Genomic DNA, 15,214 nt, shown 5'->3' with positions numbered 1-15,214 from the left:
GAGGACGCCCCATCCTCGCACGGGGCACCGCGGGCCGCGCCATCGCCCGTGCACCTCACATCATGATCCTCCGCCCGCCACTTTCACACGGATCGGTGAGATTCGGCGACTACAGGTGTGCGGGCGTGCCGCAGCGGAGATCCTGTGCCTGCACATGACACACGCCATAGGGGCACGGGGGAAGTGCGGAACAGTGGAGCGTGCACACGAACATGCCTCGGCGGGGGAGCGCGGAGACTCCACCCAGCGGCCCGAAGCGGCCGGGACCGCTCTGGAACTGCTGGTCCACGGAGTCGGCGGCACCACACCCGAGGAGATGCTGAACGATCCGCGGACCGTGCGGATCACCGGCGACGGAACCGCGGCGGTCTACCGGCGCGCCGACGACGCCGACGCGGAGCGGCGGCCCGGCGACCACCGGGGCACCCCGGTCCCGGAGGCGTACGTCTGGTGCAACCTCACCTCCGGGAATGGCGCCCGCGCCCTGTGGCTCTTGCTGCTGCCCTTCATGGTGATCAACCTCGCGCACTGGATGCGTCCCGCGACGCGCGGCCGGAAGCGGACGGTGCGCCTGTACGGGCTGCTGGTCCGGCTCATCGGCCTCACCCTCACCGTGCTGCTGGTGGCGGCCGCCTGCGAGGTCGCACTGGACCTCGCCGCCTGGCAGTGCGCCGGCACGCACGCCTGCGCCGAGAAGCACTCCTGGCTGGGCTTCCTGTCACCCGTCGCCTCCGGCGGCTGGTGGAGCCAGCCCGGACGCCGCCTCGCCCTGGCCGCCCTGGCACCGGCCGCGCTCACCGGCCTGCTCTGGTACCTCTCCCACCGCACCTGGAGCGCGTACGAGTCCCAGCAGCCGATCTCCCGCCGGGCCGAGCCCGAAGAAGAGACCCACCGCACGGCCCTCGGCCGCCCGGGCTTCTGGTACGGCCGCCGCCTGGTGGCCAGGCTGCGCGCCGCGCACACCGCCGCGGGCTTTCTGACCGTGGCCGCGGCGGTCGGCGCCTCCGCCGTCCGTCACGACAGCCGGGCCGGCGGCCCGGCCGCCCTCCAATGGCTGGCCGGGCTTCTCGCCGCAACTCTTGTCGGGGGCGCGGTCGTTGTGGTCTGGGTCGTCTGCCGCAGGGGCCGCACCGAGAACCGGCTCGACCGGGAACTCGACGGAACACTGGTGCGCCGGCTGCCCAGGGGCGCCCTTGCGCTGCTCGCGCTCACCATGCTGTACGCCGGGTGGTCCCGCCCCGGCTGGCACTCGACGGGCCGGCTGCCCGGCGACATGACGTTCGGCGGGATCGCCTTGACGCAGGGCCTGGTCGTGATCGCGCTCGGGGTGGTCGCCCGGGTGCTGTACCGCACCCTCCCCCAGGCTGTCGGCTCCGCTCCAGCAGGGGGCACCCCCACCGAAGCGCGCACCGCGATGCGCGGCCTCGCCGGACCCGCCGTCGCGATGCTGGCCTGCGCGCTCGGCAGCGTGATGTCCGGAGGCATCTCCCAGCGGGTCGCCGACTGGCTGGACGGCAGCGGGGGTGTCATGACCGGCCCGCCCGTCCTGCTCACCTGGCAGGCCTCCGCGATCCCGCCGCTGCTGATCGTCCTGCTCGTGCTGTTCGCCTGGCTGGCCCGGCGCACCTGGCTGCTGCGGCGCGCCGAGATGGACGCCGTGGAGCGCGACCACCACGGGGAGCCGCAGGACACGACCCGCACCCGCCGTATCGCGAGCACCCGAGCGATGGCCGCCCTCACCGACCGGGCACCCCTCGTCGTGGGCATCACGTCCACCGTGACGCTGCTCCTGGGCGCGGCCGCCCTGGTCGGCGCCGCGGCCACCGGTGACGTTCCCGGCAGGGCGGCCCGCGGCACGTACTCCTTCGTCCAGGGCAGCGCCGACACCGCGCAGGGGCTCGGCTCCTGGCTGATCAGCTTCGGCTTCATACTCTTCGTCACCTGGGGCCGCCGCGCCTACAAGGACCCCGCCGCGCGGCGCACCATCGGCATCCTGTGGGACGTCGGCACGTTCTGGCCGCGTGCCGCCCACCCCTTCGCCCCACCCTGCTACGCCGAGCGGGCTGTGCCCGACCTGACCTGGCGCATGGCCACCTGGACCCGTGCGACGGGCGGACGGCTCGTCCTCTCCGGCCACTCCCAGGGCAGCGTGCTCGCGGCCGCCGCGGCCTGGCAGCTGAAGCCCTCGGAACGCAGGAGGGTCGGGCTGCTGACGTACGGGTCTCCGCTGGAGCGGCTGTACGGGCGCTGGTTTCCCGCCCACTTCGGTCCGGCGGCCCTCAGCGCCCTGCACCGCGAGGTCGACTGCTGGCGCAATCTGTACCGGCTCACCGATCCCATCGGCGGGCCCGTCCGGCTGCCCGGTGACTGCGGCCCGCAGGTCGACCGGGCCCCGCTGCGGGATCCGCTCGCCTACGGCCGCACGGAGGAGCATCCGCTGCCCGCGCCGATCCTCGGGCACGGGGGCTACCAGGCGGATCCGGCGTTCGCGGAGGAACGGGAGCGGCTGCTGGCGCGGTTGCGCCCGGACGTGCCGGGACCGCGCGCCCGGGGCGCCGCCGGGGACCAGGGCGTGGGTGGGGATCAGGACGTGGGTGGGGATCAGGGCGGCGCCGGAGATCAGGGCAGCTCCGGCAGGTCCTCCGGGTAGAGCAGGGTCAGATCGTCAGTGCTGGGCTCGTCGAGCTGGGCGACCCGGCCCGCGTGCCGCTCGACCATCGCCTCGAAGGTCTGCCGTGCCGTACGCCCGTTGCCGAACGCGGGCCCCTTCGGAATCGCCGTGAAGTACTTCAGCAGTGCCTCGCCCGCGCCGGGCGTCAGCCGGTACTCGTGCTCCTCGGCCTGCTGCTCCACGATCCGCAGCAGTTCCTCGGGCCCATAGTCGCTGAAGGTGATGGTCCGCGAGAAACGGGACGCCACACCGGGGTTGACCGTCAGGAACCGCTCCATCTCGGCCGTGTAGCCCGCGACGATCACCACGACCGCGTCCCGGTGGTCCTCCATCAGCTTCACCAGCGTGTCGATCGCCTCACGGCCGAAGTCGCGCCCCGAGTCCTCGGGGGACAGCGCGTACGCCTCGTCGATGAACAGCACCCCGCCGCGGGCCTTGTCGAAGGCCTCCTGGGTGCGGATGGCCGTCGATCCGATGTGCTCGCCGACCAGGTCGACCCGGGACACCTCGACGAGATGACCCTTCTCCAGGACGCCGAGCGAGGCGAGGATCTCGCCGTAGAGCCGGGCGACCGTCGTCTTGCCGGTGCCGGGAGAGCCCGTGAACACCAGATGGCGGCGGGCGGAGGCCGCCTTGAGCCCCGCCTGCTGCCGGCGGCGGCCCACCTCGATCATGTCGGTGAGGGCACGGACCTCGCGCTTGACGCTCTCCAGGCCGACCAGTGTGTCGAGCTCACCGAGCACCGCCTTCGACGTGCGCGAGGGCTGCTCGGGCTCCGGGGCGGCCGCGATGTGCGGTTCGTGCTCGGTGATGCGCTGGCCGGGGATCGCGCCCAGCAGGCCGGGCGACTGGCTGGTCGTCTCGACGGCGGTCGCCTGGGCCGGGGGACGCAGACCGGCGCTCTCGTCGCTGGTGCAGTCCTCGACGATCGCACCGCCTCCGCCCGGTGCGCCGGGCCCGCCGTCCGCGAACTCGTAGCCGCCGCGCGCGCACCGCTCCGTGCGGCACTTCTTCAGCGTCGCACGGCAGCCGTCGATGACATGGAAGCCGTAGCCGCCGCTGTCCGTCACCCGGCAGTTGTGGAAGCTGCCGCGGCCCCCGGCGGACACGTAGAAGCCCGCCTCGGCCGGTGAAGTCACCGTGCAGCGCTCGATGGTGGGGTCGGCGCCCTTCGTGACGATCACACCCGTCTGTGTGCCGTCCACCGTGCAGCCCGACAGCGTGCCGCCGCTGCCGTGGTCGCGGAACCAGGCGCCCGTCGCCGCGTCCCGGATGCGGCAGTCGTCGAGCTGCGCGGTGGCGCCGTCGCTGACCGACACGGCCGTGTTGCGCACCTGCGAGAGGTCACTGTCGACGACGTCCGCACGCGAGCCGCGGTCCAGGACGAACAGCGCGTCCGGCACGTCGTGCACCCTGCATGCCTCGAGTACGGCGGTGGCGCCGTCGCTGATCCAGACCGCGGGATAGTCGCCCGTGCTGTCGAAGATCTCGCACTGGTTGGCGTCCACGCGGGTGCCCGGGTCCCAGACGGACAGACCGTTGCGCCCGAACTGCCGCACGGTGGTGCGGGTCAGCGTGAGCACCGAGCGTGAGCGCAGGTCGACCGCGTTCTCGGGGACGTCGTGGATGCGGCAGTCGGCGAGCGTCAGCACCGCGTCCGTGTCGAGCGTGACGCCGTCCGCCGTCGTACGGTGCACATCGCAGTCGGTGAGATGTGCCGTGGCCCGCCCGGTGGCCTGCACCCCGGAGCCCTTGATCTCGTAGATCTCGCAACCGACGGCCTCCAGGGCGGAGTTCTCACCGGTGACCGACAGGCCGGCGCCCGAGGCGTGGTGCACCCGGCAGCGCTCCAGGCGGGGATGGCCGCCCCCGCGCACCGCGACGCCCGACTGGCCCGCGGCCACGATCTCGCACTCCTCGAACACCCCGCCGCCGCCGTCCAGTACGGCGATGCCGATGCCCGCGGGATTGTCGACCGTGCAACGCCGCACCGTGGGGCGCGCGCCGCCCCGTACCTCGATGCCGACCGCGGACCGCGTGACGATCCGCACGTCCATCAGCTCCGGCGTGCCCTCCTCGACGAGGACCGCGGGCGCGGCCGCGTCCTGGCCCTCCACGTGCAGGTCCTGGACCACGGCGGAGGCGCGCACGGTCAGCGGCACCCCGTCCACCGGGGCGATGCGCACGGAGCCGGGGGAGCCCTCGGGGCCGCGCAGCGTCACCGCCCGCTGGACGACGAGGTTTTCCCGGTAGGTGCCGGGAGCGACCGTGAGGACGTCACCGTCGCCCGCGGCCTCCAGGGCGGCGGCGAGCGATGCGTACTCACCCGTACGGCGGCGCCACCTCGACGTGCCGGTGTGCGTCACCTGGACCGTGCCCTGTGCCATGGCGCTGCTGTGCCCCCACCTCGTCGTACGCGGGTCGATGCCGAACAGTTCGGCCGGTCCACCGTAGCGTGCGCGGAGACGGCGGGTTGACCGGAGCCGGAAGGCCGTCAGCTGCCGGCGCCGGTCCTGCCCCAGTCCGGGCCCGCCCTGTCCCACGCCTGGTCCCAACGGGCATATCTGCGGCGGACCATGCGCCAGACGATCAGCCGTCTGCCGCCTTCGACGAGTCCCGCCGACATCGCGGCCGCGCCGAACCCGGCCAGCATGGCGTGCGTCGTCGCGGTGGCGGTGTCCAACGGGCGGCCCACCATGCGGCCCTGCTGGTCGGTCCAGAGAGTGAAGTGGTCGCCGCGGTGCGGGGTCTTGAGGTCCGCCAGCACCGCGCCGTGGTGCGCCGAGCCGTCGGGTCCCGTCCAGGCGGCCAGCACGCGGCTGTGCGCGTCCCGCGCCGACGAGGTCTCGGGATCGGGGTCCAGCGGGCCGCGGTTGAGCTTCTTGACGACGGTGGCCACCGTTTCGTGCCGGGCCCGGTGCTGGTCCCGCACGGACTGCTGAAGGGCGTCCTGCGCGACCGCTCCGACCACGGCACCGATGACGGGCACGGCGACGAGGATCAGCAGGAGGGCGGTCAGCGTCACCCAGGCCTCGATCAGGTCGGTCGTACGGCGCAGCGGATTGTGCCGCCAGCGCCAGAGGCCTCCGATCGCTCGCATCGTCCCGCACCCCCTTCCGCCTCCGCGTCCGTGATAACCCAGGCCCGGGCTGCGCATGCCCGGGTCACGGGAAGAGAGAGCGAGATCACCCCTCTCCGCCCCACGGGTGTTTCACGAACTTCTCATCGAGTCCCAACGACCGTGCCCGGGGCCCGGGTTCCCCGTGCGCGCCCCGAATCGGGGAAACCGGCGGGGCGATCGGGTTCGAGCCGGCCGGTCGAACCGGCCGGGGCAGGCCACGTGAGCGGACTATTCGAGGATCCGCACACGGTCGCCGACGCGCACCGTGCCGGGGCTTTCCGGCACGAGGTTCTGCCCGAAGGCCAGGTCCTTGCCGAAGCGGCGGTGGCGGCCGAGGGTCCGCAGCGGCTCCTTGCCGCGCCCGGCGGTGCTTTGGTCGGTGGTGGTCACGACACAGCGCCCGCACATCTTGGTGACCCGGAAGGTCACCTCGCCGATGGCTATCCGTGACCAGTCGTCCTCGGCCCAGGCCGCGGTGCCCGCCACGACGACGTTCGGCCGGAAGCGGTTCATGGGCAGCGGGCCCTCGTCGGGATGATCACCTTGTGCGATCAGGTCGTTGAGGGAGTCCAGGGAGGCGAGGGTGGTGACCAGCAGCGGATAGCCGTCGGCAAAGCTGACGGTCTCGCCCGGGCGCGCGTAGTCGGGATCGACGGGCCGGCGGGTGGCGGGGTCGTCCATGTGCACGAGGCGCACGTCGGCGCCCAGATAGGTGCTGCACCAGGCATGTGCGGTGTCGTCGGCGACGACTGCCTCCACCTTGTCGCCGAAGATGTCCAGCGTCGTCGTGACGGCCGGCTCCGGCACAGGGACGGAGACCGGCTCGTGTCCGGGCGCGGACAGCCGGACGCCACCGCCGGGCAGGAGCTCGGCGGTGGCCAGGGCCAGGCGTGGTTCCTGGCGTTGGGTGACGACCTTGCCCCCATCGTCGACAAGCACCCAGCGCCGGTCTCCGGCCAACCCCCACGGCTCCACGACGGCCTCCCGGGGCGACTGGCCCCGGAACGCCTTGACCGGATGGATGTGAATCGAGTGCAGCTCCGCGTTCCCCATACGACCATCGTGCCAGGCGGCACCGACAGTCCGGGGTGAACTGCTCAGTATCCGCGGTACTGCTGTCCGTTGTTGTACGGGTCCTGGTAAGGAGCCGGGGCGGGGCGCGGGGCCGCGGGGCGCATCGCCTCGTAACCCGTGCCGGCCGCCATCGGGCGCGGCTGCTGCGGCTGGGCGCCCGGGTAGCCGCGCGGGGCGGCGGCCTGCTGCGGGATGTAGGCGGTGGGCGCCTGCTGCAGCGGGGCGGGCTGTTGGGCCTGCGGATATCCGTAGGCGGGGACCTGCTGGGAGGGACCGGCCGGCAGAGCGGGCAGAGCCGAGGGGAGCGCGGGCAGGTTGTTGCTCGCGTCATAAGCGGAGGGGACCCGGATCGGGGCGATCTGCGGGGTGCCCCGCTCGGCGACGAGCGAGTCGTAGATCGGAGTGTCCGGGAAGGGCGACGCGGAGTAGTAACCGCCGCCATAGGTGGAGCGGGGGGAGGTCATGGCACATAAGTTAAGCCCACGATGTGCTGGTTGGGGAGACCGATAAGAGGGTTGTTTTCCGTGTCGGCAGTGACGCGGGATCCCCAATGCGAGCGAACACGTCAAAAAAGGGCGGCAATCGAGGTTCAAATCGTGTAAAGGCCGAGTTCCTGGCGGGTTACCGGCGGTTGACCTCCTGTGACTCGCGGTTGACTCATGGTTGGCTCGCGGTCGGCCGGCGATCTTCCGGTGGGTCTCGGTCCGGGTATGAGGCGGGGAGTTCACGGCCCTGGGGGATTAAGTTGACCGGTACGGAACCGACAGACTGCCCAAGGCGCGGGCCTGGCGCGGCGGCACGTGATGGGGGCGGACATGACAATGCCAAAAGGATCGAATATTCCGGTGCCGACGACCGCGCTGCGCGTCGAGGTGGGCCGTCGCTCAGGACCGGGCGGGCCCGACGTGGACGCCTCGGCGCTTCTGCTCGTCTCCGGAAAGGTCCGTTCTGACGGCGACTTCGTCTTCTACAACCAGCCGGCGCACTCCTCCGGCGCGGTGCGGCACGAGGGAACGCGGGAGGCGGGCGGTCAGGTGACCGACACGCTCTTCGTCGACCTCGCACGCGTGGAGCCCGCCATCGAGAGAGTGGTGCTCGCCGCCTCCGCCGACGGCGGAACGTTCGGGCAGGTGCCGGGCCTGTACATTCGCGTCGTCGATGCGCGCCAGGGCTCCGAGGTCGCCCGTTTCGACCCCACCGCGACCGTCGAGACAGCCTTCGTCCTCGGGGAGTTCTACCGCCGTCAGGGCGCCTGGAAGTTCCGCGCCGTGGGACAGGGCTACGGAAGCGGACTCGAAGGACTGGCGAAGGACTTCGGCATCACCGTGGACGAGCCGCAGCACCTATTGCCGACCCCACGGCATACTCGCGTCGGCCGGCCCGCCGAAGCACAGTCCCCGCAGGCCGCCGCCCCTCCGCCGGCCGGCCCGCCCGTGCCCCTGCCGCCCCCGCCGATGACCGTGCCGCCCGCCGCCTCCCCGACCCCGGTGCGCCTGAGCAAGGTCACGCTCACCAAGGAGGCGCCCTCGGTCTCGCTCACCAAGCAGGGCGGTACGTCCGGCGCCCTGCGCGTGAACCTCAACTGGCAGATGCGCAAGCAGTTCTCCGGGTGGGGCGGCAAGCGCGGCCGGGCCGTCGCGACGCACGCGGACCTCGACCTCGACCTGTGCGCCCTGTACGAGCTGTCCGACGGCCGCAAGGGAGTCGTCCAGGCGCTCGGCAACGCCTTCGGTTCGCTGTACCGGCCCCCGTACATCCATCTCGACGGCGACGACCGCTCCGGCGCCGTGGCGAGCGGCGAGAACCTCACCGTCAACCTCGACCACAAGCAGAGCTTCCGCCGCATCCTCGTCTTCGTGACCATCTACGAAGGTGCCCGCTCCTTCGCCGACCTGCACGCCACGGTCACCCTTCAGCCGCAGAACGGGGCCGCGGTCGACTTCTCGCTCGACGAGTGCACCGTCCCCTCGACCGTGTGCGCGCTGGCCCTCATCACCAACACCGGCGCCGACCTGCTCGTCCAGCGCGAGGCCCGCTATCTGATCCCGGAGCGCGGGGTCAGCCCGCAGCGCACGATCGACCACGCCTACGGGTGGGGCATGAACTGGACCCCCGGCCGGAAGTGACCCGTCACCGCCCGACCGGCACGGTCACCGTTCCTCGAAGGCGGTGCCGGGACGGGCGTAGGTGCGGCCCTTCCAGGCTGCACCACGTCCCCGGTAGTGCTGCACCGCCGAATCGACCGTCATGAGGAGGTACAGGAACGCGGTCACCGGCAGTAGCGGAGCGAGCCACAGGGGCTGGCGGTAGTAGCGCAGCATCGGGAGGTACGTTCCGGTCATCACCAGCCATGCGATCCCTCCCGCCGCCATCGTCGGCGCGCTCCCCGCGGCGAGGCCCACGAAGAGAGCGCCCGGCGGGACGAGATACACCAGGACGAGACCCAGCACGGTGCCGACCAGCAGCAGCGGACTGTGCCGCAGCTGGGCGTACGCGCTGCGGGAGACCATGCGCCACAGGTCGTGCAGCCGCGGATACGGGCGCACGCTGTCGACTCGTTCGGCAAGGCCCAGCCAGATGTGGCCCCCGTCGCCCTTGACCACCCTGGCGAGCGCCACGTCGTCGATGACGGCGTGCCTGATCGCGTCCGGAATCCGGGCCCGCTCGGCGGCGTCCGTGCGCAGCAGTACGCAGCCGCCCGCGGCGGCGGCCGTCCGAGCCCCCTTCGTCCCGATCCGTCGGAAGGGGTAGAGCTGCGCGAAGAAGTAGACGAAGGCCGGCACGACCAGCCGCTCCCACACACTCTCCACGCGCAGCCGGGCCATCTGCGAGACGAGATCGAAGCCGCCGGTACGCGCGGCCGCCACCAGCTCCCGCAGGCTGTCCGGTGCGTGCGCGATGTCGGCGTCCGTCAGCAGAAGGAATTCGGGGTCACGCGCGCGTGCGAGACCGATGCCATGACGTACGGCCCACAGCTTGCCGGTCCAGCCCGGCGGGGGCGCGCCGGGGGAGTCGACGGTGAGCGGAAGCCCGCCGTGCCGCTCCGCGAGCTCCAGGGCGAGGGCCCCGGTGCCGTCCGAGCTGTCGTCGTCCACCAAGAAGATTTCGGCACGCCCCGGGTAGTCCTGGGCGAGGAGCGACGGCAGGCTGTCCGGGAGCACGCCGGCCTCGTCGCGCGCCGGCACCACGACGCCGACGGACGGCCAGTCGGCGGGCTCCACGCGTGGGGGCAGACGCACGTCCGTACGCCAGAAGAAGCCCTGGCCGAGCAGCAGCCACAGCCAGGCGGTCAGTGATCCGGCGGCGATCCACACAACGGCGCTCACCCGCCGCAGTCTGCCCCACCACGGCTGCCCGTCGAGGCCGATCGTCTATGGTGACCGGGTGAAGATCGCGCTCCTTGACTCCGGAATCGGGCTGCTCGCGGCAGCCGCCGCGGTACGTCGACTGCGGCCCGACGCCGATCTCGTTCTCTCCTCGGACCCCGCCAGCGTGCCGTGGGGACCGCGCACTCCACAGGACGTGACGGAACGTTCCCTCGCCGTCGCCGAGGCGGCCGCCGCGCACCGCCCGGACGCGCTGATCGCCGCCTGCAACACCATGTCGGTGCACGCCCTTCCCGCGTTGCGGGCCCGCTTCGAACCCGGACTGCCGGTCATCGGCACCGTTCCGGCGATCAAGCCCGCCGCGGCGAGTGGCGGTCCGGTGGCGATCTGGGCGACGCCCGCCACCACCGGCAGCCCGTACCAGCGCGGTCTCATTCGGGAGTTCGCCGACGGAGTGGCGGTCACCGAGGTGCCGTGTCCCGGCCTCGCCGACGCCGTGGAGCACGCGAACGAAGCGGCCATCGACGCCGCGATCGCCGCGGCCGCGGAGCGCACCCCGGACGATGTAAGGGTCGTTGTCCTGGGCTGCACTCATTACGAACTCGTCGCCGAGCGTATTCGCGCCGCCGTGCAGAAGCCGGGCCTTCCGCCGCTCGTCCTGCACGGTTCCGCAGGAGCGGTGGCCGCGCAGGCGCTGCGCAGGATCGGCGAGCTGCCCGCGCCCGAGGCACCCATGGGCGCCTCCCTCACCGTGCTCCTCGGCGGGCGCGAGGAAACGCTGCCCGCACCGGCACTCGCGTACGAGGAAGGCCAGCTGCTGCAGACCCTCAGCACAGCGCGTTGACCGACCCCGCCCTGGGCCGGGTGACCGGGTGACCGGCCGTGACCGGGCGGGCGCCCTGGGTCTCCCGACCGCCCACCCGGAGCAGTGACACTGAGCAACCCGGTGCCCGCGGTGCGGAACCTGAGTAGTCTCATAGGTATGAGGGACCACCCCCACGACGAAGACGTCCCGCTCACCGAGGTCTGGACGGGACGCGCGACCAATCGTGCCCAATGGCTGCTGGCGCTCGGCGGTGCCGCCTTCCTGGCGCTCGGTGTCGAGCTGGCCGTCGACTCGGCGTGGACGTCGGGCATCGCCCCGCTCGTGATGGCCGTCGTGGGCTGCATCGCGGCCGGACTGCTGGTCATCTTCGGGACGCTCGCATTCGTGCACGTCGCGGTGAAGGTCGACCAGGACTGCCTGGAAGTGCGCTGCGGCCATATCGGTCTGCCGCGCCGCCGTATCCCTCTCGCGCAGGTCGCGGGCGCCGAGTTCGTGGCCCGCGTCACCCCGTGTCAGTGGGGTGGCTGGGGCTATCGCTGGCGGCCCGAGAAGGGCACCGCGGTCGTGGTCCGTCGCGGCGAGGGCGTGGTGCTGCGCCTCTGGGACGGCCACACGTTCACCATCACGGTGGACAACGCGGAAGCGGCGGTACGGATCATTCGCGACCGGCTGCACTCGACCATTCCGGGTGCCGCGCACTGACGAGCGTTGCGGCCGTGCCGCACTGAGCCCCGAGACGTCCGAAGACGGTCAGTCCGCCCCGCGCTCGCCTTCCGCCTCCCCACTGAGAAGCGGCCGTGCCGTGGCGATCCCCGCCAGCAGCCCCGCTCCCGCCGTCACCGTGGTGAAGCTCAGTGCGTCCCCCACCGTGGCGATGGCCGCCAGCGCGGTGAGGGAGGCGCCCGCGGTGAGCGCGATCGGCGTGGCGCGCGGGCTGCGCCACAGCGCGTACAGCACCCAGCAGAACACTGCCGCGAGCAGTGCCACGCCGAGCAGACCCTGCTCGGCCGCCTGTTGCAGCGGCGCGGAATGCGGCTTGCCGTCGGGCAGCAGCGACTGCGCGGCCGTAGGGCTCAGCTCCCCGAAGCGTCCAGGCCCCGCGCCGAGCACCGGATCCTGGCGGGCCAGACGGAGCGCGTCGCGCCACAACAGGATCCGGCGCTCTGTGAGCTGGCCTTCCAGGGCCGTGGTCAGCCCGGCAGGCAGTACGTTCTCGGCGATCGCCCAGGCTGTCGCGCTCACCAGCGCGGTGCCGAGCGCCAGGCAGGCCAGCCCCGGGCCACGGCGCCGCATCCGGTCGGCGGCCGACGAGCAGAGCAGCACTCCGGCGCAGGCCGCGAAGCCGGTCAGGGAACCGAGAGCCGCCGCGGTCACCGTGATGGCGGCGGCCAGCAGCCGCAGCGCGAGCCGCGATGCCGAAGGACGCGCCGCCCACGCCGCGCAGCACGCCGCTCCCGCGCAGAGCGTCAGCAGCGCGGCGGTCGCGCCCGCAGGGCCGAGCGGCGAGGAGCCCTGGAGGCCCGCCGTGCCGTGCGGGGCCGCGAGCACCAGACCGAGCCCGGCCAGTGCCCCGGCGCAGGGCGTCGCGACCGGCAGGAGCGCCCCGCAGATCCGCCCCGAGGCGTAGCCGGCGGAGACGGCGAGCACCGCGAGCAGGACACCTTCGGGCCGACCGCCCCGTGCGGCGGCCGTGACCAACGACCAGGTGGCACATGCGGCGAGTACGGCGATGCCTGTCGCGTCGGATACGTTGCGTCTGTCGTCGGCGGCCGTCGTACCGGCCGCCGCTTCCGTCCCCGTGGACCCCACCCAGCCGCCCCCCGACCTGTGACGGGCCCCGGCCGGTCCGGCCGCATCCGGCCGCACGTCAGAGGCTCGGGGCACACCGTAACGGGTGATGCGCCGGTTTGTGGATGAGTTGCGCAGAAACGATGCGCCTGAGGTGTCGGCAGCAGCGGTCGCCGCCGCACGGACCGCGCTGTCCGCGTCTTGGTCACGCGCCGTACACTCCCCGAGTGACCGTCACCGCAACCTCCGTAGACGAGCCGGAACAGCTCGAACCCCAGGCCGCGCCCGCGTCGCGCGGTGCCAGACGGGTACGGCGACTCGTTCCGGCCGCCGCCGCGACGCTCTCCGGAGTGCTGCTGTACGTCAGCTTCCCGCCCCGCACCCTGTGGTGGCTGGCCCTTCCGGCGTTCGCGGTTTTGGGCTGGGCGCTGCGGGACCGCACCTGGAAGGCGGGCCTCGGCCTCGGCTATCTGTTCGGCCTCGGCTTCCTGCTGCCGCTGCTCGTGTGGACCGGCGTCGAGGTCGGCCCCGGCCCGTGGCTCGCGCTCGCCGTGGTGGAGGCGGTCTTCGTCGCCCTCGTCGGCGCGGGCATCGCCATGGTGTCGCGGCTGCCCGCCTGGCCGCTGTGGGCGGCCGCGCTGTGGATCGCGGGCGAGGCGGCACGCGCGCGTGCGCCGTTCGGCGGCTTCCCCTGGGGCAAGATCGCCTTCGGCCAGGCCGACGGTGTCTTCCTGCCGCTCGCCGCGGCCGGCGGCACCCCGGTCCTCGGATTCGCCGTCGTCCTGTGCGGTTTCGGGCTGTACGAGATCGTGCGCCAGGTCGTCGACGGGCGCCGCACCGGAGTCGTACGGCGTGGGGCCGCTGCCGTGGCGCTGCTGAGTGTGGCCGTCCCGGTGGTGGGCGCCCTCGCCGCCCGGTCCCTGGTCAGCGACAAGGCCGAGGACGGCACCGCGACCGTCGCGGTCATCCAGGGCAATGTGCCGCGCTCGGGGCTCGAGTTCAACGCCCAGCGGCGCGCCGTGCTCGACCACCACGCGCGCGAGACCGAGCGTCTGGCCGCGAAGATCAAGGCGGGCAAGGTCGCGCAGCCCGACTTCGTGCTGTGGCCGGAGAACTCCTCCGACATCGACCCGTTCACCAACCCCGACGCGCGTGCCGTGATCGACAGTGCGGCCAAGGCGGTCGGCGTCCCCATCTCGGTCGGCGGTGTCGTCGAACGGGACGGCAAGCTCTACAACGAACAGATCCTGTGGGACCCCGCCAAGGGGGCCCTGGACACGTACGACAAACGGCAGGTCCAGCCGTTCGGCGAGTACCTTCCGCTGCGCTCGCTGCTCGGCGCCATCAACAAGAACTGGACCTCGATGGTGCGCCAGGACTTCAGCCGGGGCACCGAGCCGGGCGTGTTCACCATGGCGGGCACCAAGGTCGGCCTCGCCACCTGCTACGAGGCCGCGTTCGACTGGGCGGTGCGGGACAACATCACCCACGGCGCGCAGATCATCTCGGTGCCCAGCAACAACGCGACGTTCGACCGCAGCGAGATGACCTACCAGCAGCTCGCCATGTCCCGGGTCCGCGCCGTGGAGCACAGCCGCACCGTCACGGTGCCGGTGACCAGCGGTGTGAGCGCCGTGATCATGCCGGACGGGAAGATCACGCAGAAGACCGGGATGTTCGTGGCCGACTCACTCGTGCAGAAGGTGCCGCTGCGCTCCTCCCAGACCCCTGCCACCCGGCTCGGGATCCTGCCCGAGATGGTCCTGGTACTGGTGGCGGCGGGCGGGCTCGGCTGGTCGGTCGCCGCCGTGGTCCGCGGGCGGCGGAACGACGCCCTTCAGGGCTGACGTTCCCGGACCGCACGCCGGACGGGACCGGCCCGTTAGGGTCGGGGCATGGCTACTCCCGACTTCATACGCACCATCCGGGCCTCCGCGGGCCACCAGCTGCTCTGGCTCCCCGGAGTCACCGCCATCGTCCTCGACGACGACGGCAGGGTGCTGCTGGGGCGCCGCTCCGACACCCGCACATGGTCGGTGATCGGCGGCATCCCCGACCCCGGAGAGCAGCCCGCGGCCTGCGCCGTGCGGGAGGTGTACGAGGAGACGGCCGTGCGGTGCGTCGTCGAACGGGTCGTCCTTGTGCAGGCCCTGGAGCCGGTGACGTACGACAACGGTGACACCTGCCAGTACATGGACATCACGTTCCGGTGCCGGGCCGTCGGCGGCGAGGCGCGCGTCAACGACGACGAGTCACTCGAGGTCGGCTGGTTCCCGTTGGACGCCCTGCCGGAGCTGAACGAGTTCGGGCTGCTCCGGATCAAGCAGGCGCTGTCGGATGGACCCACATGGTTCGACCCTATGACCTGAGGGCAAAAAGTGTGCTCTGAGCACATCGGTCGGGGCGGG

12 protein-coding genes are annotated in these 15,214 nt (G+C 72.4%); 6 read left to right on the top strand and 6 right to left on the bottom strand.

Features of this window, described 5'->3' with window-relative positions; all coding sequences use genetic code 11:
• Positions 1-193 precede the first annotated feature (193 nt).
• A complete protein-coding gene (locus GTY58_RS07610; RefSeq protein ID WP_107083162.1) occupies positions 194-2,650 on the top strand; it encodes a hypothetical protein in 2,457 nt (818 codons plus the stop codon).
• Here the strand turns inward: GTY58_RS07610 and GTY58_RS07605 are convergent.
• The 4 genes from GTY58_RS07605 to GTY58_RS07590 form a co-directional block, all read right to left on the bottom strand.
• The gene (locus tag GTY58_RS07605; protein WP_010982869.1) at positions 2,620-5,058 is read right to left on the bottom strand and encodes a right-handed parallel beta-helix repeat-containing protein; all 2,439 of its coding nucleotides are present in this window, start codon (positions 5,056-5,058) and stop codon (positions 2,620-2,622) included. The genes GTY58_RS07610 and GTY58_RS07605 overlap by 31 nt on opposite strands.
• A 107-nt stretch (positions 5,059-5,165) precedes the next feature.
• Positions 5,166-5,771: a hypothetical protein gene (locus tag GTY58_RS07600; protein WP_010982868.1), complete on the bottom strand. Its 606-nt coding sequence runs from the start codon at positions 5,769-5,771 to the stop codon at positions 5,166-5,168.
• A gap of 249 nt (positions 5,772-6,020) precedes the next feature.
• Complete coding sequence (locus GTY58_RS07595) at positions 6,021-6,845, bottom strand: MOSC N-terminal beta barrel domain-containing protein (protein ID WP_010982867.1); 825 nt, start codon at positions 6,843-6,845, stop codon at positions 6,021-6,023.
• 44 nt (positions 6,846-6,889) lie between these two features.
• A complete protein-coding gene (locus GTY58_RS07590; RefSeq protein WP_010982866.1) occupies positions 6,890-7,330 on the bottom strand; it encodes a DUF6643 family protein in 441 nt (146 codons plus the stop codon).
• Positions 7,331-7,681: 351 nt separating this feature from the next.
• Between GTY58_RS07590 and GTY58_RS07585 the strand changes: the two genes are divergently transcribed.
• Positions 7,682-8,992 carry a TerD family protein gene (locus GTY58_RS07585; RefSeq protein WP_042492830.1) on the top strand — a complete coding sequence of 437 codons (1,311 nt, stop codon included), beginning with the start codon at positions 7,682-7,684 and terminating at the stop codon, positions 8,990-8,992.
• Between the two features lie 24 nt (positions 8,993-9,016).
• Here the strand turns inward: GTY58_RS07585 and GTY58_RS07580 are convergent, their stop codons facing one another.
• Complete coding sequence (locus GTY58_RS07580) at positions 9,017-10,192, bottom strand: glycosyltransferase (RefSeq protein ID WP_010982864.1); 1,176 nt, start codon at positions 10,190-10,192, stop codon at positions 9,017-9,019.
• A gap of 58 nt (positions 10,193-10,250) precedes the next feature.
• Between GTY58_RS07580 and GTY58_RS07575 the strand changes: the two genes are divergently transcribed.
• A complete protein-coding gene (locus GTY58_RS07575) occupies positions 10,251-11,036 on the top strand; it encodes an aspartate/glutamate racemase family protein (RefSeq protein ID WP_010982863.1) in 786 nt (261 codons plus the stop codon).
• Between the two features lie 138 nt (positions 11,037-11,174).
• The gene (locus tag GTY58_RS07570; protein WP_010982862.1) at positions 11,175-11,720 is read left to right on the top strand and encodes a hypothetical protein; all 546 of its coding nucleotides are present in this window, start codon (positions 11,175-11,177) and stop codon (positions 11,718-11,720) included.
• 48 nt (positions 11,721-11,768) lie between these two features.
• Here GTY58_RS07570 and GTY58_RS07565 read toward each other — a convergent pair whose 3' ends face one another.
• Positions 11,769-12,827, bottom strand: a complete 1,059-nt coding sequence (locus GTY58_RS07565) for an O-antigen ligase family protein (protein ID WP_107083160.1) — start codon at positions 12,825-12,827, stop codon at positions 11,769-11,771.
• A gap of 206 nt (positions 12,828-13,033) precedes the next feature.
• Between GTY58_RS07565 and lnt the strand changes: the two genes are divergently transcribed.
• The gene (gene lnt, locus GTY58_RS07560) at positions 13,034-14,653 is read left to right on the top strand and encodes an apolipoprotein N-acyltransferase (RefSeq protein WP_010982860.1); all 1,620 of its coding nucleotides are present in this window, start codon (positions 13,034-13,036) and stop codon (positions 14,651-14,653) included.
• Between the two features lie 48 nt (positions 14,654-14,701).
• A complete protein-coding gene (locus tag GTY58_RS07555) occupies positions 14,702-15,175 on the top strand; it encodes an NUDIX domain-containing protein (RefSeq protein WP_010982859.1) in 474 nt (157 codons plus the stop codon).
• Positions 15,176-15,214: the final 39 nt, after the last annotated feature.

The sequence above is a fragment of the Streptomyces sp. SID5469 genome, from assembly GCF_009862865.1.
GTDB classification, from domain to species: Bacteria; Actinomycetota; Actinomycetes; order Streptomycetales; family Streptomycetaceae; genus Streptomyces; species Streptomyces avermitilis.
Note: the sequence above shows the minus strand (reverse complement) of the source record. Positions and strands in the feature narration are given on the sequence as shown.